Annotated in this window: 22 protein-coding genes; 12 read left to right on the forward strand and 10 right to left on the reverse strand. The window is 67.5% G+C overall.

The window, feature by feature from the left end; genetic code table 11:
* Positions 1–223 precede the first annotated feature (223 nt).
* The 9 genes from B7P34_RS09735 (at position 224) to B7P34_RS09775 (ending at position 7,762) form a co-directional block, all read left to right on the forward strand.
* Positions 224–1,144, forward strand: a complete 921-nt coding sequence (locus tag B7P34_RS09735; RefSeq protein WP_106675431.1) for a diiron oxygenase — start codon at positions 224–226, stop codon at positions 1,142–1,144.
* On the forward strand, positions 1,141–1,974 hold the full coding sequence (locus B7P34_RS09740) for a hypothetical protein (protein ID WP_106675432.1): 834 nt from the start codon (positions 1,141–1,143) through the stop codon (positions 1,972–1,974). Before B7P34_RS09735 ends, B7P34_RS09740 begins: the two co-directional genes overlap by 4 nt.
* Complete coding sequence (locus tag B7P34_RS09745) at positions 1,971–2,507, forward strand: holo-ACP synthase (RefSeq protein ID WP_106675433.1); 537 nt, start codon at positions 1,971–1,973, stop codon at positions 2,505–2,507. Before B7P34_RS09740 ends, B7P34_RS09745 begins: the two co-directional genes overlap by 4 nt.
* Complete coding sequence (locus tag B7P34_RS09750; protein WP_106675434.1) at positions 2,479–2,718, forward strand: phosphopantetheine-binding protein; 240 nt, start codon at positions 2,479–2,481, stop codon at positions 2,716–2,718. Before B7P34_RS09745 ends, B7P34_RS09750 begins: the two co-directional genes overlap by 29 nt.
* On the forward strand, positions 2,718–3,188 hold the full coding sequence (locus B7P34_RS09755) for a MaoC family dehydratase (protein ID WP_106675435.1): 471 nt from the start codon (positions 2,718–2,720) through the stop codon (positions 3,186–3,188). Before B7P34_RS09750 ends, B7P34_RS09755 begins: the two co-directional genes overlap by 1 nt.
* A gap of 35 nt (positions 3,189–3,223) precedes the next feature.
* Positions 3,224–4,042, forward strand: coding sequence for a class I SAM-dependent methyltransferase (locus B7P34_RS09760; RefSeq protein WP_106675436.1), 819 nt, complete (start codon positions 3,224–3,226; stop codon positions 4,040–4,042).
* Between the two features lie 153 nt (positions 4,043–4,195).
* Positions 4,196–5,653 carry a catalase gene (locus tag B7P34_RS09765; RefSeq protein ID WP_106675437.1) on the forward strand — a complete coding sequence of 486 codons (1,458 nt, stop codon included), beginning with the start codon at positions 4,196–4,198 and terminating at the stop codon, positions 5,651–5,653.
* A gap of 28 nt (positions 5,654–5,681) precedes the next feature.
* Entirely contained in the window at positions 5,682–6,467 is a 786-nt protein-coding gene (locus tag B7P34_RS09770; protein ID WP_106675438.1) for an MBL fold metallo-hydrolase, read from the forward strand.
* A 41-nt stretch (positions 6,468–6,508) separates the two neighbouring features.
* Positions 6,509–7,762 carry a CynX/NimT family MFS transporter gene (locus B7P34_RS09775; protein WP_146166784.1) on the forward strand — a complete coding sequence of 418 codons (1,254 nt, stop codon included), beginning with the start codon at positions 6,509–6,511 and terminating at the stop codon, positions 7,760–7,762.
* 134 nt (positions 7,763–7,896) lie between these two features.
* Here B7P34_RS09775 and B7P34_RS09780 read toward each other — a convergent pair whose 3' ends face one another.
* The 8 genes from B7P34_RS09780 to B7P34_RS09815 form a co-directional block, all read right to left on the reverse strand.
* The gene (locus tag B7P34_RS09780) at positions 7,897–8,295 is read right to left on the reverse strand and encodes a PIN domain-containing protein (RefSeq protein WP_106675440.1); all 399 of its coding nucleotides are present in this window, start codon (positions 8,293–8,295) and stop codon (positions 7,897–7,899) included.
* Complete coding sequence (locus tag B7P34_RS09785; RefSeq protein WP_106675441.1) at positions 8,292–8,576, reverse strand: hypothetical protein; 285 nt, start codon at positions 8,574–8,576, stop codon at positions 8,292–8,294. The genes B7P34_RS09780 and B7P34_RS09785 overlap by 4 nt, the downstream gene beginning before the upstream one ends.
* A 225-nt stretch (positions 8,577–8,801) precedes the next feature.
* Positions 8,802–9,017, reverse strand: a complete 216-nt coding sequence (locus B7P34_RS09790; protein WP_106675442.1) for a DUF6243 family protein — start codon at positions 9,015–9,017, stop codon at positions 8,802–8,804.
* Positions 9,018–9,434: 417 nt separating this feature from the next.
* Positions 9,435–10,049, reverse strand: a complete 615-nt coding sequence (locus tag B7P34_RS09795; protein WP_223267687.1) for a restriction endonuclease — start codon at positions 10,047–10,049, stop codon at positions 9,435–9,437.
* Positions 10,050–10,117: 68 nt separating this feature from the next.
* On the reverse strand, positions 10,118–10,330 hold the full coding sequence (locus B7P34_RS09800; protein WP_106675443.1) for a hypothetical protein: 213 nt from the start codon (positions 10,328–10,330) through the stop codon (positions 10,118–10,120).
* Positions 10,331–10,722: 392 nt separating this feature from the next.
* The gene (locus tag B7P34_RS09805; protein WP_353620240.1) at positions 10,723–11,004 is read right to left on the reverse strand and encodes a CorA family divalent cation transporter; all 282 of its coding nucleotides are present in this window, start codon (positions 11,002–11,004) and stop codon (positions 10,723–10,725) included.
* A 34-nt stretch (positions 11,005–11,038) separates the two neighbouring features.
* The gene (locus B7P34_RS09810; RefSeq protein WP_058042407.1) at positions 11,039–11,305 is read right to left on the reverse strand and encodes a hypothetical protein; all 267 of its coding nucleotides are present in this window, start codon (positions 11,303–11,305) and stop codon (positions 11,039–11,041) included.
* Positions 11,306–11,373: 68 nt separating this feature from the next.
* Positions 11,374–13,266, reverse strand: a complete 1,893-nt coding sequence (locus B7P34_RS09815; RefSeq protein WP_106675444.1) for a hypothetical protein — start codon at positions 13,264–13,266, stop codon at positions 11,374–11,376.
* A 596-nt stretch (positions 13,267–13,862) separates the two neighbouring features.
* Here B7P34_RS09815 and B7P34_RS09820 point away from each other — a divergent pair.
* From B7P34_RS09820 to B7P34_RS09830, 3 genes are all read left to right on the forward strand, one after another.
* On the forward strand, positions 13,863–15,449 hold the full coding sequence (locus B7P34_RS09820) for a hypothetical protein (protein ID WP_223267688.1): 1,587 nt from the start codon (positions 13,863–13,865) through the stop codon (positions 15,447–15,449).
* Entirely contained in the window at positions 15,449–15,847 is a 399-nt protein-coding gene (locus B7P34_RS09825; protein WP_106675446.1) for a hypothetical protein, read from the forward strand. The genes B7P34_RS09820 and B7P34_RS09825 overlap by 1 nt, the downstream gene beginning before the upstream one ends.
* A 202-nt stretch (positions 15,848–16,049) precedes the next feature.
* A complete protein-coding gene (locus tag B7P34_RS09830) occupies positions 16,050–16,310 on the forward strand; it encodes a tyrosine-type recombinase/integrase (protein WP_106675447.1) in 261 nt (86 codons plus the stop codon).
* Between the two features lie 70 nt (positions 16,311–16,380).
* Here the strand turns inward: B7P34_RS09830 and B7P34_RS38395 are convergent, their stop codons facing one another.
* Positions 16,381–16,701 carry a hypothetical protein gene (locus B7P34_RS38395; RefSeq protein WP_223267689.1) on the reverse strand — a complete coding sequence of 107 codons (321 nt, stop codon included), beginning with the start codon at positions 16,699–16,701 and terminating at the stop codon, positions 16,381–16,383.
* Positions 16,702–17,269: 568 nt separating this feature from the next.
* On the reverse strand, positions 17,270–19,384 hold the full coding sequence (locus tag B7P34_RS09840) for a hypothetical protein (RefSeq protein WP_106675448.1): 2,115 nt from the start codon (positions 19,382–19,384) through the stop codon (positions 17,270–17,272).
* Between the last annotated feature and the right edge of the window lie 182 nt (positions 19,385–19,566).

Raw genomic sequence — 19,566 nt, forward strand, 5'->3', positions numbered from 1 at the left:
GTTTGACCTGCGGTGTTAGCGGTCGTCTATGCGTCCATAGATCAACTTTATTGGACGGCCGGGGTGGCGCATGGAAACGTCACTGTCGCAAACGGGCATCGAAAACCGGCGGGCGAATGCCGGCCAATTCGATGAGAGCAGTACTTCCTTTGTGTCCGGACTCTGAGCCGTCCTGTCCGTCCAGTCGCCCCCGGAGTGACCCCCCTCGGATGCAGGAGGTAGGATGATCAGCGAGCTGATCAGCAAGGACGATCGATTCCAGGAGATCCTGGAGCGCCTCAACCGCAAGTCGGTCGAGGACTACTACAACCCTTACCGGATGTTCGACTGGCCGGATTCCCTGCCGGAACACCGGTGGTGGATGAGCCCCGAGCTCACGACCACCTTCGGGACCGATATCGCCGCCGAACTGAGCGAGGAACAGCTCTACCGGCTCTCCCGGTTCGAGAGCATCAACTTCTACAGTCTGAATGTGGACGGCATTCGCGATCTCATTGTCGAAGTGACCCGGCGCATTCACACCCGGGGCTTCGAGGTACCGTCCGAGTTCTTCCACCACTTCATCGGTGAGGAGAACGAGCACATGTGGTTCTTCGCCGAGTTCTGCCTGCGGTACGGAAACAAGATCTACCGCCAGCTGGAGCCGGCCGGGGACGGGGAGACGTGGTCCGACGAGGCCGCGAGCTTCCTGGTGTTCCTCCGCATCCTCCTCTTCGAGGAGCTGGTCGACCACTTCAACAGCACGATGGCGGCCGACGAGCGGCTCCACGACACCATCCGGGCGGTCAACCGGATTCACCACCAGGACGAGTCCCGCCACATCGCCTTCGGCCGCGAACTGGTCTCCCTGCTCTTCCGGGACCTGACGGCCAACGGCTCGCAGGAGGAGCTCGAGCGGGTCCGCGCGTACATCAGGCGCTACCTGAACTACAGCTTCGAGTCCCTGTTCAACCCGCACGTCTACCGGGACGCCGGCATTCCCGAGCCGTTCGCCGTCCGGCGGCGCCTGCTCGCCCACCCGCGCAGCGCGGAGTTCCAGCAGCAGGTCTTCCGTAAGCCGCTCAACTACCTCGTCAAGACCGGGATCCTGCCCGACAGGGAGCTCGGTTTCGCCCGGACGCCCGTAGGACGGGGGAACGCGTGACCGCGACGCTCTCGACGGCCCAGGGCGGTGCGCTCACCATCCTCGGCCCCGACCAGACCGACCTGCTGCGCGACCTGGACCGCACCCTCACCGGCTGGGCCGCCGAGGCCGGCGCGCGGGAGATCATGCCGCCGCCCGTCTACCCGCTGCGCGACCTGGAGAAGTTCGACGTCTACGCCAACTTCCCGCACCTGCAGTTCGTCGGCGGCCCGCTGGACGTCACCGGAGCCCCGCCGGCCCCGGTGGGAGGCGCCTTCTCCAGCCGCGACGTCGACCCCCCGTTCCTCGGCCTGCCGCACTCCAGCTGCTACGGCGCCTACCTCTACTTCGAGGGGCAGTCGGTGGCGCCCGACACCACCATCACCCTCATCAACCGGTGCTTCCGCAACGAGCAGAAGTACGAGGGGCTGAGGCGGCTGCTCAGCTTCCAGATGCGCGAGATCGTGGCCATCGGAACGTACGAGCACACCCAGGACGTCATCGCCCGCTTCACCGACCGGATCGAGCACTTCGCCAAGGAACTCGGCCTGGAACTGCACAAGGAGGCGGCGTCCGACCCGTTCTTCGAACGGGACGGCGGCCGGGCCCTGCTGGCGCGGCTCAGCCCCGTCAAATACGAGTTCCAGGCCGACGGGCTGGCCATCGCCTCCGTCAACACCCACCGCAACTTCTTCGGCGAACGGTGCGCCATCACCGTCGGCGGCACCGGTGAGCACGCCTTCACCGGGTGCGTCGCCTTCGGCCTCGAACGGTGGCTGGCGGTCCTGGGCGACCGGTTCGGCGGCGACCTGCAGGAGGCCCGCGCCGCCGTCAACGCGGCCGCCGCGTGAGCGGGACCGCGATCCGGGTCGGCGTGGACCTCGTCCCCCTGACCCGGGTGCAGGCCATGACGGACGCCGGCGACGACGCCCGGCTGCACCGGATGCTCACCCCCGCGGAGATCGCCCTGAGCCGGTTCCCCTCCGGCTGGGACCTGCACGGAGTCGCCGGCCGGCTCGCCGCGAAGGAAGCGGTGTTCAAGCTGCTCCACGTCCCCGGCCGGCCGCTGCCCTGGCAGTCCATCGAGATCCTCAAGAGCCCCGGCGAGTGGCCCTGCGTCCGGCTCAGCGGGCCCGCGCACCGCTGGGCCGCCGACGCCGGCATCGAGGCCGTCGACGTCAGCATCTCCCACGAAGAACTCTTCGCCGTCGCCGTCGCAGCCACGGCGGCGGCACGCCCCGGGCACCCGCACATGCCCACGCACGCGCACGCGCATACGCACAAGTCCGTGCCCGTGCCCGTGCACACGCACACGCACACGAACCCGCACATGCACCCGCACAAGGAGGAAACCCATGCCGAGCACCACCTCGTCCAACCTTGACACCGTGCGGAACTGGCTGCTGGCCAAGCACCCCGAGCGCACCTCCATCGCCGCGGACGAGGACCTCATCAAGGCCCGTCTCGTCGACTCGCTCTCCTTCGTCGAGTTCGTCCTGACGGTCGAGGAGGCCAGCGGCGTGGAGATCGACCACGAGACCATCGACCTCGAGGACTTCCGCACCCTGGAGGCCATCGAGCGGAAGTACTTCTGATGGGCCGTCTGGTCCACGCCGAGGACTACACGATCGGCAGCACGTTCGACCTCGGGTCGCACAAGGTGACGGCCGAGGAGATCACCGCCTTCGGCCGCACCTACGACCCGCAGCCGTACCACCTCGACGAGGAGGCGGGGCGCGCCTCCGCCTTCGGCGGCCTCATCGCCAGCGGCTGGAACACCGCCGCGATCTGGATGCGCCTGTACGTGACGACGCTGCTGCCCGACGCCGCGGCCGAGGGCACGGTCGAGGGCTCCCCCGGCGTCGACGAGGTGCGCTTCCTGCAGCCGGTCCGCCCGGGCGACGTGCTCACCGGCACGTGCGAGATCGCCGGCGTCCTCCCCTCCCTCTCCGCGCCCGACTTCCGCATCGTCCGCAACCGCGGGCGGCTGGTGAACGCGGCCGGGGACGAGGTCCTGACGCTGATCCTCAACGCCCGCTTCCGGTGCCGGCCCAAGCACGCCTGACCAGACCCTTCCCGATCCCGAGAACGGAGCCCGTCATGGAGACCGTGTCCTACACGTCGCAGTGGACCGCGGCCGCCCGCGCCCTGGAGAGCGAGCGGAGCGACGCCCTCTTCGTCGACCCGCTGGCCCGCGCGCTCGCCGAACCCAAGGGGTTCGAGCTGCTCGACCACTACGGCGGCGGCGGACTCGTCGAGTTCGTGGCCGTCCGCACCCGCTACCTCGACGACGCCATCGGCGACGCGGTGCAAAAGGGCATCCGGCAGGTCGTGCTGATCGCGGCCGGCATGGACACCCGCGCCTACCGGCTGTCCCTCCCCGACGACGTCCGGGTGTACGAGGTCGATCACCAGGCCCTGATCGACGAGAAGGAGAAGCGCCTGGCCCAGCTGGGCTCCCCGGCGCCGACCGTGAACCTGCAGCGGGTCGGGGCGGACCTCGCCGGGGACTGGTCCGCGGCGCTGCGCGCCACCGACTTCGACCCCGCGCAGCCCACCCTGTGGATCCCCGAGGCCCTGCTCTTCTTCCTGACCGAGGAGCAGTCCGCCACGCTGATGCGCACCTTCGCGGCCAACTCCGTCCCCGGCAGCCAGGTAGCGGTGGACATCCTCAGCAAGGCGCTCCTGCGCAGCCCGGCCACCCAGATCTTCCTGTCCTCCCTCAACGAGGACGGGATCCCCTGGCTCTTCGGGACCGACGAGCCCGAGGAGTTCATGGCCGGCACCGGCTGGACCGTGCGCGAGCTCAAGGAGCCGGGCGAGCCCGGCGCCGGCGAGGGCCGCTGGCCGTACGCCGTCCAGCCCCGCGAGGTCAAGGGAGCGGCCCGCAACTGGCTGCTCCGCGCCGAACTCGCCTAGTCACGACGAGCGAAGCGGCACGGCCCCGGCGGGCCGTGCCGCTCTGCGGCGTCGTGCCGGTCCACCCGGCGTCGGACCGTCCGGCGTTTCCGATCCCCGGCCGTCCGGACCGCCCGTCGTCGTCCCATCACCCGTCAACGAAGGGAACGTGCCATGACCGACAGTCGTCCCGTGACGACCACGGACAGCGGTATCCCGGTACCGAGCGACGAGTTCTCCCAGTCCGTGGGGGCCGACGGCCCGCTGCTGCTGCAGGACCACTACCTCATCCAGAAGCTCGCGCACTTCGACCGCGAGCGCGTGCCCGAGCGGGTCGTGCACGCCAAGGGCGGCGGCGCCTACGGGACCCTGGAGATCACCGAGGACGTCAGCCAGTTCACCAAGGCCGACGTCTTCCGGCGCGGCAAGCGCACCGAGCTGTTCCTGCGCTTCTCCACCGTCGCCGGCGAGCTCGGCTTCGCGGACACCGCCCGCGACCCGCGCGGCTTCGCGGTCAAGCTCTACACCGAAGAGGGCAACTACGACATCGTCGGGAACAACACCCCGATCTTCTTCATCCGCGACCCGCAGAAGTTCCCCGACTTCATCCACTCGCAGAAGCGGCGCGCCGACAACCACCTGCACGACAACAACATGCAGTGGGACTTCTGGACGCTCTCGCCCGAGTCGGCGCACCAGGTCACGATCCTGATGTCGGACCGCGGCACCCCGTACTCCTGGCGGCACATGAACGGCTACGGCAGCCACACCTTCCTGTGGTACAACGCCGCCCGCGAGAAGTTCTGGGTGAAGTACCACTTCAAGACCGACCAGGGCATCAGGAACTTCACCGGGACCGAGGCCGCGGCCGCGGGCGCCGAGGACCCCGACTTCCACATCCGCGACCTCCACGAGGCGATCCGGAAGGGCGACCACCCGACCTGGACCCTCCAGGTGCAGGTCATGCCCTTCGAGGACGCGGCGGACTACCGCTTCAACCCGTTCGACCTGACCAAGATCTGGCCGCACGAGGACTACCCGCCCATCGACATCGGCACCCTCACCCTCAGCCGCAACCCGGAGAACTACTTCGCCGAGGTCGAGCAGGCCGCCTTCGAGCCGTCGAACCTCGTCCCGGGCGTCGGAGCCTCCCCGGACAAGATGCTGCAGGGGCGGCTGTTCAGCTACCCCGACACCCACCGCTACCGCATCGGTGCCAACTACCTGCAACTGCCGGTCAACCGGCCCAAGAACGCGGTCCACTCGTACAACCGCGACGGCTCCATGCGCTACGACAACCCCGGCGACCCCGTCTACGCGCCCAACAGCTTCGCCGGCCCGGTCGCCGACCCGCTCCTGCTCGCCGGCGAGCACTACGAGGTCACCGGCGAGATCGTGCGCAGCGCCCACCGGCTGCACGCCGAGGACGACGACTTCGGCCAGGCCCGCGCCCTGTGGGAGAAGGTCATGGCCGACACCGACCGCGATCACCTGGTGGCCAACATCGTCGCGCACGCCTCGGCGCCCGAGGTGCGCACGGAGACCAAGGAGCGCGTCGTCGACTACTGGCGCAGCGTCCACAAGGACCTGGGTGACCGGGTCTCCCGCGGCCTGGGCGTCACCGGGCAGTGACCACCGACAGCGGCACGAGGAGCACACCATGAGTTCGGCCGAGACCGTCACCCTGCGGCGTCTCGCCTGGGCCGGCGTCGAAGTGGCCTCCGGAGACGACCGGATCGTCATCGACGCCCTCAAGAACCCCGCGGACCTCGCGGGGTTCCAGGGCATGCCCCGGCGGCCCCTCCCCAGCATCGAGGCGTCCCCGGGCGTACGGACCCACGCCTTCGTCACCCACCTCCACCCCGACCACTGCGACCGGCTGCTGCTCGCGGAGTACGCCGCCACCGAGGGCTGCACCGTGGGCTGCCACACCCCGATCGTGGATGTCCTCGGCGGGATGGGGATCACCGCCGTCGCGCAGGACATGGGGGAGCGGCGGAAGATCGGGCCGTTCACCACCATCCCCGTGCCCTCCCACGACTGGCGCGGCGACGACCAGGTCGCGTGGATCGTGGAGGCGCCCGGGCTGCGCGTCATCCACTTCGGCGACACCATCTGGCACGGCAAGTGGTGGGAGATCGCGCGCGAATACGGGCCCTTCGACGTGGCGTTCCTGCCCATCGCCGGGGTGATGGCCCGCCGCGAGGGCATCACGCCCACCAACCAGCCCGCCACGCTCACCCCGGAGCAGGCCGTCGAGGCGGCGGTCGTGCTGGGGGCGTCGACCGCCTGCGCGATCCACTACGACCTCTTCAACAACCCGCCCTACTACACCGAACAGCACGACGTGCGCGGGCGATTCCTGCGGGCCGCCGAGGCCCGGGGCATCAACGGCATCGCCCCCGGCGACGGGAAGCCCGTGCCGTTCGCGGCCGCCGCTGCCTGACCGCGGCCGCCGCTGCCCGACCAGAACCGGAAGGATGGTTCGTGACCCCACCCCCTGAATCGGAGACCACGGTTTCACCGCCCCGCGGGACGGCGGCCGAGCCGGGGCCCGGTCCCGCCCGCAGCGCTCCGGGGAATCGCCGCCTGCTCTGGTACGCGCTGGCGGTGCTGCTGGTCGGGATCAACATGCGGCCCGCCATCGTTGCCGTCTCGCCGCTGCTGGACGAGATCCGGCACGTCACCGGCCTCTCCAACGGCGGCGCCGGCGCGCTGTCGACGCTGCCCCTGATCTGCTTCGGCATCTTCGCCCCGCTCGCGCCCCGGCTGGCCCGCCGCTGGGGCATGGAGCGGACCCTGGTCGCGGTGCTGGCGGTGCTGCTCGCCGGCAGCGCCGTGCGGCTCGTCCCGGAGCTGTTCCCGCTGTTCGCCGGGACGTTCCTGGTCGGCACCGCGGTGGCGATCGCCAACGTGGTCATCACCGCACTGATCAAACGGGACTTCCCGCAGCAGGTCGGGCTGATGTCCGGCCTGCACACCACCATGCTCGTCGGCGGCGGCGCCGTCACGGCCGCGGCCACCGTGCCGCTGCGCGACGCGCTGTCGCTCACCTGGGCCGGCGGCCTGGCCGTCTGGGGCGTCCTCGCCCTCGCGGCACTGCTGGTCTGGGCACCGAAGCTGCGCCGGGACCGTGCGCAGCCCCCGGTGGCGGCACAGGCGGGCGGCTCGATCTGGCGGAGCCGCCTGGCCTGGGCGGTCGCCCTCTTCTACGCCTTCCAGTCGCTGCTCTACTACACCGCGACCACCTGGCTGCCGTCGTTCTACATCGACCACGGCTGGAGCGAGGGCGGCGCCGGCGTCCTGCTCGCGGTCTGCATGGGCTCCGCCATGGTCACCTCACTGCTGGTCCCGGTATGGGCGCAGCGGTCCCGGAAGCAGAGCTACCTGGCGGTCATCGGCACCGTACTGTGCATGGCCGCCTTCGCCGGCCTGATCGCGGCCCCGACCGGGGCGGCGGTGCTGTGGGCCGCCGTCCTGGGCCTCGGCCTGGGCGCGGTGCTCTCCCTGGGCATCGCCTACATGTCCATGTGCGCCCGCACCACTCACGACGCGGGCCTGCTGTCCGCGATGTCCCAGTGCGTGGGCTACCTGCTGGCGGCCCTGGGCCCCACGGCCTTCGGCGCCGCCCGCGACCTGACCGGCGCCTGGACCACGGGCCTGATCGCCCTGGTGATCCTGGCGATCCCGATGGGCGTCACCGGCGCCCTGGCCGGCCGCGGCGGCCAGGTCACCCGCTAGGAACGGCGGGGTGCGGCGCGCCGCACCCCGCCGCTTGAAGATGAAGTACGGGCTCGTACACACCACGGCCATCAGCAGCATGGAGAACCGTAGATCGTGCCGACGAGGGTGGCCGTCCGGAGTGAGGGCGTGGATCAGATCTTCTCGACGGCCACACGGATGTGAGGGGCAGTGAGCATGGCGATGTCCTCCACATCGGACGTCAGGATCGTCACCCGGCCTGGCTGAGCCAGGGCCGTGGCGCAAAGCATCGCGTCGATGGCGTACTTGTGGCCGTGCAGCCCGGCCGTGCGGAGCAGGGTGGCGGCGGACTGGGCGACGGCCTGGGTGACCGGCTCGACCCGCAGCCGGGACAGCGTCCACTTCAGAGCGGCGTCGTTGATCCGGGGGTGGACCACCTCGACGAGAACCGCGGCCGAGGTGATCACGGGAAGGTCGGCGTCACGGGCGGCGGTGAGCCATTCGTGGACCTCGCGGTCGCGCTGCACGGCCTTGGCCAGGCCCTCGCTGTCCAGAATGAGCGCGCCACTCACGCCGCTGCCCCGGCCCCGGAGGAGGGGCCGCCGGTGAGCTTGGCCCGCTTGGCAGCCACGGCCTCCGGGTCGGCGGGGCCGTGGGTCTTGTCGAAGTCGGCGATCAGCTCGTCCAGGTTGTCGCGCTCGATCTGCCGCTGGGCGGCCCTCTCCAGGTACGCGGACACGCCACGCTTGCCGACCCGCTCGCGGATCGCTTGCAGGGTGCCGGCGGTCAGGGAGACGGAGATGCCGCTGCTGGGACCGTCGCCGGGTGGGAAGTCGGTGTCGTCGTCAGCCATGACAGGAGTATGGCATTTTGAATGCCATACGGTGAGCCTTGCCGACCGGAGGGCGTGCGGTAGGCACTGCCGGTGGTTACTCACTGTGATGTGAAGCGTCCTACTCCGCTGAGCGGGACCAGCTGCCCGGTGCGGCAGCGGAGCCCCGATACGGCGGCAGGGCCCGGACCGTGCGCCGCGGTCCGGGCCCTGCCTCGTGGGGTGCCGCCCTGCGGCGGCCGTGCGTCAGCTCTGTGCGGTGTCGTCGCTCGCCTGCCCGGCGGCCTCGGCTGCACGTGCCTTTTCGCGCATCTTGCGCACCAGCTCCGCCTTCTGGGCGGCGGCGTTCTGGCGGTCGAGGTTGCGGTGCGGACCGTTGTTCTGCCGCTCGGCGCGGGACAGCTTCTTGCGCTGGCCGCCGCCCTGGCCCACGGGGTTGTTGATGTTCTTGCTGTCGGTCACGGGTTCTCCCGGTGGTGATGTGAAGTGATCTACGGATTCATCGGTGGGGGACGGGCGCGGCGACATCGGGGGACGTCAGCGGGGGCCCGTCACGCTCTCACTCGTAAATCGGCGTCTGGAAGAACATGACAAGGACGTTACCTGGTTCCGTCCGCCCCGCGCACCAAACTTTTCGCCGCCCCGACGCCGGCCGGACCTTCGGCGAGCGCCCGGGGCCGCCTTCCCTCCAGGAATCTCGGCACTGCCCGCACCCGCTGATGGCCGCCGCACGCCCGGGACAGGCCCAGTCGTTCCCATGCGGGAGAAGGGGAAGCGCTGGAAGGCGTCCCGCAAGGACGGCCTGGTCGCGGCCTGAGGAACGGGTGGCACAGCGCATGCTGTGCCACCCGTTCTCGTTGGCGCGTCGCGGCGCATGTGTCACGCCGCTCGACGCCACGGCAAGCGGGAGCCTCTGGTGGGCAGCGAGAGCAGTTCGTGCAAGGGCCTGCCCTTGTGGGCCCAGCGGTCCAGCCGGTCGCGGTCCACCCACCGCACACCGTAACGGTCGCCCCAAGCCATGGCGTCGCGAGTGAACGAGCCGTTGGTAACGACGACCGCGTGGTCCGCCCTGTGCGCGGGACCTGCCGTGCCTTTCACCTGGTACATCACTGATGAGCCGACCTTGCCGCCGACGCGGGTGTGTTTTGCCTGCACCACGATCCGCCCGAGGGGTATTCGGACGCCGATCACGTCCGCGGCCTGGTCCCCGCCACGGCCCACCTTCCTGGCCGCCCAGCCGTCGCGGACGAGGAGGTCGCGCAGCGCGTGCTCGAACTGCTCGTCGTCCATCGCATCGAACTCCGCCAGGGTGATGCGCAGACGAGCCAGCCGTTCACTGTCCGCGCGATCCCGGCGGCGGCCCCGTATCCGGAGGCCGGCCACGGCGACGGCCGAGGCGAAGACGGTCAAGACCAGCAGCGGCCAGGCCGCAGCGGCCCTCGCGATCAGGTTCGATACGGCCTGCGCCAGGGCGACCATGACCGCGAGGGCCACGGCTGCCGCACCCAGGGCGTCCCCGGTGCTGCGCGGTCGCCACTGGAGCCTTCGCCGCGATCGGGCTGTCACTGCCCGCCCGCCGACGCGGAGACGGCAGGCTTCGGGGCGGGCTGCTGCTCGGCGTCGCTGTCGCCGAACCCGAAGATCTGACCCCAGAGCCATACCACCGCACACAAGCCGGCCACGGCCCAGACGCTCAGCCCCTTGGCGGACTTCGGCGTCGGCTTGCGGCGGAGGTGGCTTCGTACGCGCACGTATCCGTCCGGAACCTTCGGCATGCTGCATCCCCTCCCTATCGGTCCGCGCTGCGCAGACCTCCAGTTCGGTTGTAGCGGTGGCCACTGACAGAACCTGATGCCCCGTCATGATCGTGCGGGAGGCAAGAGTGCAAGTCGGCCATGCCTTCGCGAGTTTCTACCGACCCTCACGGTCCTCTGGCCTGCGCGGAGGCTTTCCGGCTGGGTGCCGTGCTACGGAATCGCAAGGCGTTCCGAATGGCCAGTTCTTGCGGAGTGCGGCGAGCAGCGCCTGCGCCGGGCGCCGCCTCTCAATGAGGTGGAGACACTGAACCCCGGGTCGGCCCGCTGGCGTGCGTTCTCCCCAGGGGGCCGGGAGTCGTCCTCGGTTTCTTTCGCGCACTGAAGTTGATCAGGGGGTCGTGCCCTCGCTGCTACAGCCAGTCGCGCCGCTTGAAGATGAAGTACAGGCTTGTGCACACCGCTGCCATCAGCAGGATCGCGAAGGGGTAGCCGAAGGCCCAGTGCAGCTCCGGCATGCGGTCGAAGTTCATGCCGTAGATCGTTCCCACCAGCGTGGGGGCAAACAGGATGGCCGCCCACGACGAGATCTTCTTGAAGTCGTCGCCCTTGGGGCGCTGACCTGCGGAGATCGAGTGGATAGGTGCCCTGACCTGCGGCGATCCGTCTTTCCGGCCCTTTCGTCGTGCTGCCACTTTGTGCGGCTGCCTCTCCCCAGCCAGGGTCGGCTCAGCCTATTCCCTCGCGTGCGGCCTTCAGGTCGTCCACGAAGAACACGTCTTGACGCCACTCCCCGGGCCATGCAGCGAGTACGAGATCTTTCGGTCCCGCCTGCGCCAGCAGGGCCCGCTTGTCAGTGATGCGGGTTGCTTGGGAGACGACCCCTTGGGCATCGATCCGGATCAGGGTCACGGTCTGTCCGCGCCAGGGGAACCCGGCTTCTACAGAGCTGGTGCGGCGGAGGCTCGAAGCGTTGAACTCGGCAAATCTCGGCATGATGTGCAGCTTACTGTTGCCGTTGAGGGGGTACGGGTTTTTGCGTACACCAGTGCGCGGCTCGCAGCTCATGCAGCAGGCCAGACATCGAACGTCTCGCTCGCGGGAATGCCTGAGAGCCATCGCGCGGCCCAGGTGTCGGCGCTGTCTCGTCTCTTGGCGTGCGCTGTTGCCTGGGACTCGCCTTCGAGCAGCGCACTGAGGCTGTCCATGAGGCCGGTGCCCGCCAGGAAATGGGCGAGCGGTGCGACCGACGCAGCCGCCTCAAGTGTGACGGGGCCGCCATGCGCGAGTGAATTACGTACAGATCTCAAGCGATTGAGGGCACGTGACCAGCGGTCATTGCACGCCTCGTACCAAGCGTGCATGCCTTCACCTCCCGCTACTCGCCTCGCCAGGCTCTCCGCACGCCGGCGCTGCTTGCTGTGTGTGGGGTAGACCAGCACAAGGTCTGGCAACCTGGAGATGACCTTGTGTATGTCGGTGCGGAAACCCATACCCTCGTACTGCACCATCTCCCTGCGCAGCGCCTCGGCGGCCTGGCCGACGTCCGGCGTGAAGTGCCCCAGGTCATCGCGGGCGTGCCAGGCCACACGCATCAGTGCGTGGGCGATCTGATGCTGGATCCAGGCGTTCTTATGGAAGTTGTCCAAGTAGACGTACCACTCCTGGCCCGAGACCCTGCTGGCGAGCAGTTCGAGGATCCTCACGTCCAGGACGACCGCCGGCAGGGAAGGCTGTGCGCTGGAGGCTTTCCACCAGCCGACCGCGTCGATGACATCGGACAGGTCCGAGCTTGCTCCGGGGAGATGCGGAGCAACACGAGGGGCCATACGGTTCAAGCGCTTTGCCGTGGCATCCATTTGGAGGTGTGGTGTCGCAAAGTCTTCCTCGGTCAGGCGGAATGCCTCGTTGGAAGTGCAGATGCCGTTGACAGCATGAATGTACCCCTCGTACATCTCCCAGCCGCGGAAGTCCTCCGGGAATGTCGCGGCTAGGACCATGGACCGTGCCTGTAGACGAGAGACGGCTGGAGCGTCTGCGGCTGCTACGACGCCGAGATCGACGCGTACGAGGACTACGTGAGGTCCCTCCGGAAGCCAGTCCGTGGGGAAGAAGGACTCGGCTCCGGTCACCTCGTGCGGCAGTTGGTCTCGGTGAGGGCCATCCCCGGTCGCATTGCCATGAAACCAGTCCCGGTCATACAGGGTGATAGATCCGAACGTCTGCACCATGCCCGCGATCCGCGCCTTCGCGAAGGCGTGCCACACTACGTGATGGGCCCGACGCGGAGGAATTGTCAGCAGTCGCACAGAGAGGTCGAGCCGGGCCTCTTCGGACAGGCCGGCTGATGCCTTGGCATCCTGACGCGGCAGCGTGCTCAGGTCCGCGATGTCCCCCAGACTGAGGTGAGCTACCCGCACGTCTATCGGCCGGTCGAGTAGGACCCCGGTGATGGAGCGCATCACTTCTGCGGATCCTCGCTGAGAACGCTTCAGGAGGGCGAGGAGCAAGCCAGTACGCATGCGGATGACCTCGTAGTCCTGGCCGCCTCTGACAGCGGATACGACGTCCCGCCAAGCGCGGATCAACTGGCCGTCTGAGCAGGCTTCCCGGGCGAGGGAGAGTAGCAGCTGACTCGCCCGTGCCACGTGCTCTTCGGCCCCTGCCGCAGGCAGGCCCTCCATTGCGGAACGGAAAGTGTCCACCTGGACGGTCAGCCCCTGTCTGTACTCCGGTCCCAGACGGCTGACGCCGTCGTCGAAGTCGTTCATGGCGGCCTGCCAGTAGAACCGGTGCCGCCTTTCGAAGTCGCGCGAGTCGTCAAGCCAAGACCGGAGCTGGTCCAGCGTCGCGGGGAACGTCAGGTCCACCTCTTCCTTCTCATACCAACGGTCGCGGAGGGCCTCCGCCAGCTCGAAGCTCCACGATGGGTCGACTACGACATCCCCGAAGAACATGTGCTTCAGTTTGCCCCCTTACAGCCCGGGCCGGTCGCACAGGCGGCTGACACGCAGCTGGAGGTTGCTGCACTCATGCCCGGAGCGGGACCTGCGTCGAGGGTGGACGAGTGTATGGACCACGTCGACGGCCTCATCTCCGCGCTCTACGCTGCGTCACCTCCGGGATGTGCAAGCACCTCGGGTCTTGCGTCGTAAGGATGCCGTGCCTTGAGGTACTGGAGCATGCCGAGAGATTCAGCCCTGAGGACTTCCGTGACGCCAAGGGCCGACCTTCATGCCAGGTAAGCCGGAGGCGGTTTCGGCCATTCCCGAGCCAACCAGCGCACTTGCGCACATTGTCGTGTTTGCGGTCTGGCGGTTCTTGCTGTCCGCAGTGAAGATGCCCGCTTGTCGGCGAACGGGGGAGTGGGATGGCAGTTGGGTGGGGCGTGCGCGCTCGGGGAAAGGGGCGTTCAGAGGAGGCCGAGTGGCCTGCGGTCCCGATTCACGCGAACCATGCTGCTCATGGGGCCAACCGACCTGCGGAGGTGGACCCTGCATCGTCCGAAGTGACGAGGTTGCTGTGTCAGGCAGTCTACGCGCGACCCGACCGGGTGAAGATGGTGAAGGCGTCGTGGCGCAAGATCCGGGGTAAAGGGGGGAAGGCCAAGAAGCCTCGGCGTAGTACCAGGCGGCCAATCTATCTGGAGGGCAGCGATGACTGTCCGCCCCTGGGTGAGCCGACTGCGCAGTGGGTTGTCGACCATGTGTTGCACGGTCCGCCGCTGCCTGTGCCGTCGTACGGATTCGATCTTGTTCCGGTGACGGCGCACAGCCTTCGTGCGCGGCGCCGCCGGTGGGCACGGCGCGCTTGCATCCTGATCCTCTGTGGGCTGGTCCCCTATGCGGTGCCGTGGGCTTTCACGATCTGGGCAGCGGCCGTCATCGTCGCTCTATTCCTACGGTGGGCTGCCTTCCGTGCGATCCGCAAGGACGGCCGGACGAGGTGGGCGCCTTCGCGGCGCGTGGCGTATGCGGTGCTTCTCATTCCGTGGTTGCTCGCACTCATACCGTACGGACCCGCTGGCGGCGACGTGCTCGAACTGCGACTCGAACTGGCCTTACTCCCCTTCGGGCTGGCAGCCATCGTCGCACTGGCGTACGTGGCTGACCGGCTTGTGGCACGGGCTGCGCTGGGCGCCCTGGCTCGGGAGGGTGTGTCGTCCGATGGCTTGCCGTGGGCCGCTGCGAAGGCCAGACACAGGATGGCGGAGATCGGCAAGGCCCAGTCACAGCTGGCGCTGCCTTACGACGCCTTGGAGCGGTTCGTCGGCGCCGGACGCGATGTCTGGGGACCTGCTCGCATCAGCATCCCCCTGCAGCCCAAGGACGCCGAGGAGTCGGTCAGGCCGTTCGGGGAGGCGGAACTCCTCCGGCGCGTGGGTATCGCCCTCAAGGAACTGGGCCGTGGCGCTCGGGAAATCACGGATCCACTCCCCGGTTTCTCGATGGAGCGCATACTCGGCCTTCCAGCGGCCCGATGGCTGCAGCGCACCCGCGAGACGAACGTGGAGCATTCTGACCTGACCGGTCTGGGGCGTAGGTCCCCTTCAGGCGTGCCGGACCGGCTGTATCTGCGAGCTCAGTGCATCAGCTGGGACGGACAAATCGTGGTGAGCGTCTTCGTGCATGCCGCGCTGGAGGCCGGAGAACTGCGCTTGACTATTCGCCCGCATGTGATTACGCCGCCCTACAACGAGCTGCGGGTAGCTGACTTACCGGCCCGGACACGCGGGGCTCGTCTACTCAGGTGGCTTGCTGCCCAGTCGCTCCTGGACACAGTCATGGGCCCTTTGGCCGTGTGGCGACTGGTCGCCCGCCTCGGTGAGAAAGCCGAGGGTCGTGTGGAGGAGGAAGACCCGGTGAGCCTGCGTGACCGGTACTCCACCGAGGAAGTCACCGACATGCACCAGGGCGACGATGCCAAGCGGCACGTTGTTCTGATGCAGTCTTGCGTATTCCGGACTGTGGCCGAGTACCTGAATGAGCAGGGAATCGACCTGGCTGCGTACGAACGGCAGGTTGCCACCGTGACCAACAACATCCTCGTATACGGAGACAACAACGCGCCCATCCAGAACGTCGCCGGCAGCGGGATCAGTGGCATCGGCCAGGACAACAAGAATCAGGGAGATAAATAATGGTTGTGAGCCGGCGTCGCCCCGATCCGGACCCGGGACATGGCTCGGGCATCAGCATCGGCGGTAACAACAACGCACCGTTGCAGAACGTGGTGGGACAGAACATCGCCAACATCCATCAGTCTGCCTCGTTGCAGGGCATGGTTGACGTCGATGCTGTGCGCGGTCTCCTTACCGCCTTCCGTTCGGACGTGGACCACAACGCGGCGGACCTGCAGAACGCGATGGTGCTGCGTGCGATGGCGGACACCGTTGACGCCTCGCTCGTGACCCCCGATGCGCCGCAGGTCGGAACACTGCGTGGAATCGCACAGGCGTTGCCTGCGCTTGTGGCGGGCACCGTTGTGCAGCAAGGAGGCGAAGCGCTCGCCAACGCCATCAGTGGACTGGTGAGCTAAATAGACGGCGCTCCGTGCTGGCAACGTCAATTGTGCTCTTCTACGGCAGCCCTCCGGGTCGAATTGCCGTGGGGGCGGGCCGGATCCGGGGCGGGAGAGGGGGACGTTCCCGCTCGTCCTGACGACGTACGGGAACGCGCTGCGGGCGAACAGCTTCAACTCGAGGTCTGAGGTCTGATTCACTGCAGCCGAGGTTATCCCCATGTGGGAGAAGGGGAAGCGCCGGAAGGCTTCCTGTAAGGACGGCTTCCACTTCCTCCGGCACACCTACGCCTCGATCATCCTCGAAGCCGGCGAATCCGTCGTCACCCTCGCCCGATGGCTCGGCCACTCCAGCCCGACCATCACCCTCGACCGCTACGCCCGCTTCATGCCGGAAGCTGGTGGCAAGGGGCGTGTGGCCGTCGACGCCCTGCTCGGTGCGGTCCCCAAGCGCATCCCAGACAACCTCGCCAGCGTGTAAAGGAACGGGTGGTACAGCACATGCTGTGCCACCCGTTTCGCTGCGCGGACTCCGTGGCGAGCTGCCGGGGTCACCTCGTGAGGCTCTTGCGGCGAACACACAGTGAGTACTTCTTCCTTCCCCCAGGGTTACCGCTGCTGCCCCAGCCGCCGCTGGTGGCTACGTCCCAACCCTGCTGTTCCTTCATCTGAGCAGCGAAGGTACGCAGGTCGTGAATCTCGCAGCCGCAGTCCAGCGTGATGTCGACACTGATGTAGGGGCTTCGAGGGCTGTCGTTCGCGTAGGGAGCCGGCTCCCATCGCACGTTGTAGACGTGCTCCTTGAGGCCGGTGCGCTCCTCGTCGTGCATGATCCCGTGCACCTTCGCGTACTCGTCCAGGTCGTCGATCACGAACAAGTGGTTCGACCACTCACCCGGGCCAGACCGCGAAGAGACGGGACTTGCCAGCCACGGCCCGTCCGTGGCAGCGCGGTCGTTTCCGTGCGTCACCGTGCCGTCCTCGTGAACCTCGATGTAGCAGGTCATACGTGCGGTGCAGGGGAAGTCCTTCCCTGTTGCCGCGGCATTCCTTGGTTCCAGTCAGCCCTCCTGGTGTGAGACTTCTCTGACTGCCCAGCCAACACTCTTAGTGATGCTCCGGAGGGGAATCGGTAGAACTGGGACGGTCGCGGGGCGTGGAACGACTGGTGACACGGGTGATGCCCTGCTCCCCAGCGTCGCGCGTTCTCCCTAGATCCTCCCCAGGGGGTCGGGGGTCGTTCTCGGTGTCATTCGCGTACGCGAAGTTAATCAAGGGGCCTCGCCCTCGTCTGCCATCAGCAGAATTGCGAACGGTATCCACCCGCCCAGTGCAGCTCCGGCATGTTGTCGAAGTTCATGCCGTGCGGAGGCTGTCTCCGAAGACAGATCACCACTGGCCAGGAGTGCGATAGCCGGAGCAACCCGGACTGATTCTGCCTCACTCCCGTGTGGTCAGGTCGACTGCTCTCAGACGTGCGTAAAAGGAGCCGGCTAGCCCTACGAGCAGGCACCCTCCCAGGATCCCGAGCAACGTACCTTCGGCGCGGAGCTCCCAGGGTGAGCCGAGAGCAGCGGGTGCCGGGGATGAGTACAGGGCCATGCATCCTAAACCGGCAATCCCCAGGTACCAGCGCGCTCGTACTGGGTAGCCAGCCGCTGATGCGCAGGCGATGATCAGCAGCCCGATGCCCATGGGCATGAGGAAGGGGTAGCCCTGCCAGATGCGAGTGTCCCCGTACTCGCGGGCGGCCAGGAAGTACCGGATCGTGCCGTACACGGCGAGCATCCCCCCGGTTGCTGCCGCAATCGTCGGCAGGAGTCGGGGCCTGGGTGGCACGATCCGCACACGCCAGCGCGTGCGCGGCGAAGGCGCGGCTCCTGACAGGGAAGCCGTGAAGTGGCGGGCCGCCTTGTGCGCCGACTGATGGGCCAACAGGCTGAACAGAACAGTGAGACTGAGCAGCAGGAGGGAGAGCGGTAGCCATGCGTGCAGGTAGGCGAGGAGTACGGAGGGCCTGTCAAAGAGCTGGGGTGCTGCGAGTAACGTGGCGAAGGTGCCGATCAACAGGCCATGGAGAGCACGTCGGCGTGCTCCGTGACGACGCCGGACGTCATCGAGCCAGGTGACGGCCTGGTCCCAGTCGTCCGCCTGACACTCTAGTCCGAGATCGCCCAGCAGATCCGCCGCGAGGCGGCGGGGGAGGACACCTGTGCGATGGAAGTACATCGTATGGTCGCTGAGAGGTTGACCGACGGGGGCGATCCATGGCTGTTCGACCTTGTCGGGAAGGTTGGGACCGAGCATCCGACCGACCATGTCGTGGGGGCTGCTGTACTCGCGCCACTCGATGCGGCAGCGGTGGTGGTCGAGCCCAAGGGGGTGTGGGGGGTGGGCTTGCAAGGCTGCACGGATCAGCCGAATGTGCAGGGAGGCTATGGCGATAGATGCGACAACGGCAACCTCGTGAGCGAGATCGAGATGCAGACTGGGGACGGTAGCGAGGGTCCGATGCCATTCTGTGGCAAAGGCTCCACGATAGAGCTCCGCGACGTGTGCGTCATCGAAGGCGCTCAACGGCGTCACCGTCATCTGCAGGACTAGGTATAGCCAGCGTAGGACGGTCTGAACCAGCCACCCTAAGGGCTGCCAAATCCAAGGGCCGAGCCCCCACAGTCCCGCGGGGGCGGTACCTATGAGGCCCCACAGGCTGGGTCTGATACCGCTGTCGTCGAAGGTCTTGAGCAGGCTGATCGGCTTGAGGCCGGAGCCCACCCCGATGAACCTTCGGACCTTCGGGTGCCGACGGTCAGCAGTGCGGGATAGTAATCGGTGCATGAGATAGCCGCCCTGCGAGTGGGCTACGACTATGACCTCGTCGCAGTGGCGTTCCATCCATTCCACCTTCTGGTGGAGGTGCATGAGGAGGCGCTGCGTACGGTCCTTGTCGATGGCGGCGACTCGGACATGCCAGAGGAGATTGCGGCGGGAGCGGACGAACCAAGCCAGCAGGGCCAGGAGGAGTACTGATACCAGCATATTGCGTGTTGCCAGCAGGATGCCGTAGACGAGTGCGGTCGAGATGACCGCCAAGGTGAGGAGCCGCCACAGCAGCCTCATTTGGGCAAGCCGAGCTTCCCCGCGGTCTCGAAGACCGCGGGAAGGAGAGAAGAGAACCTGTAGATCGCGCTGGTCCGGACCGACCACCCAAAATAGGAGAGGAATGTTCGCTACGAGGAACGTCAGAGTCCGACGGATGGATGGTCGCCCCAGTGCGGTGAACTTGTCGGCCCAGAGAGCCTCGGCGAACAGGGTGCGGTGGTGCGCGCCTCCGAGGGAGACGACGACTTCGGCGTGCCGGTTCGTGGCATCCTCGGGCGAGGCCGTCAGTGGCTGGTCCTTCCAGGAGACAGCTCGCTCACCGTATACGTCACGGAGAGCGTCGAAGATGCTCCTACCCCACTCAAGAGTGGTACCCGGCTTTTGGTTGCCAATGCCGTGCACGAAGAGGTACCCGATGCGCCAGTGGGCCTTGCGCTGCTTGCTCTTGGCCAATGAAGACAACCTCTCGATCAGTTGACAGACGTCGTGTCAGCCTTTGCCTCGCCAATTGACTACGACTAGTGCCTAAACCGTTTTTCCACAGCTCAGTGAGGGTTCGTCAGCACTGTCGGTGACCGCCCTGCACCGCTCAGAAGGGCACAGCTGAGGAACGCACCTGTCGCACACTGGAATGG

Source organism: Streptosporangium nondiastaticum (assembly GCF_003011965.1).
Taxonomy (GTDB): Bacteria; Actinomycetota; Actinomycetes; order Streptomycetales; family Streptomycetaceae; genus Streptomyces; species Streptomyces nondiastaticus.

Excerpts from the sequence above, each read along its gene's own strand:
- B7P34_RS09735 (WP_106675431.1), top strand. The coding sequence starts at position 224 with ATGATCAGCGAGCTGATCAGCAAGGACGATCGATTCCAGGAGATCCTG.
- B7P34_RS09750 (WP_106675434.1), top strand. The coding sequence starts at position 2,479 with ATGCCGAGCACCACCTCGTCCAACCTTGACACCGTGCGGAACTGGCTG.
- B7P34_RS09755 (WP_106675435.1), top strand. The coding sequence starts at position 2,718 with ATGGGCCGTCTGGTCCACGCCGAGGACTACACGATCGGCAGCACGTTC.
- B7P34_RS09760 (WP_106675436.1), top strand. The coding sequence starts at position 3,224 with ATGGAGACCGTGTCCTACACGTCGCAGTGGACCGCGGCCGCCCGCGCC.
- B7P34_RS09765 (WP_106675437.1), top strand. The coding sequence starts at position 4,196 with ATGACCGACAGTCGTCCCGTGACGACCACGGACAGCGGTATCCCGGTA.
- B7P34_RS09770 (WP_106675438.1), top strand. The coding sequence starts at position 5,682 with ATGAGTTCGGCCGAGACCGTCACCCTGCGGCGTCTCGCCTGGGCCGGC.
- B7P34_RS09785 (WP_106675441.1), bottom strand. The coding sequence starts at position 8,576 with ATGGCTGACGACGACACCGACTTCCCACCCGGCGACGGTCCCAGCAGC.
- B7P34_RS09800 (WP_106675443.1), bottom strand. The coding sequence starts at position 10,330 with ATGCCGAAGGTTCCGGACGGATACGTGCGCGTACGAAGCCACCTCCGC.
- B7P34_RS09810 (WP_058042407.1), bottom strand. The coding sequence starts at position 11,305 with ATGCCGAGATTTGCCGAGTTCAACGCTTCGAGCCTCCGCCGCACCAGC.
- B7P34_RS09815 (WP_106675444.1), bottom strand. The coding sequence starts at position 13,266 with ATGTTCTTCGGGGATGTCGTAGTCGACCCATCGTGGAGCTTCGAGCTG.
- B7P34_RS09825 (WP_106675446.1), top strand. The coding sequence starts at position 15,449 with ATGGTTGTGAGCCGGCGTCGCCCCGATCCGGACCCGGGACATGGCTCG.
- B7P34_RS09830 (WP_106675447.1), top strand. The coding sequence starts at position 16,050 with ATGTGGGAGAAGGGGAAGCGCCGGAAGGCTTCCTGTAAGGACGGCTTC.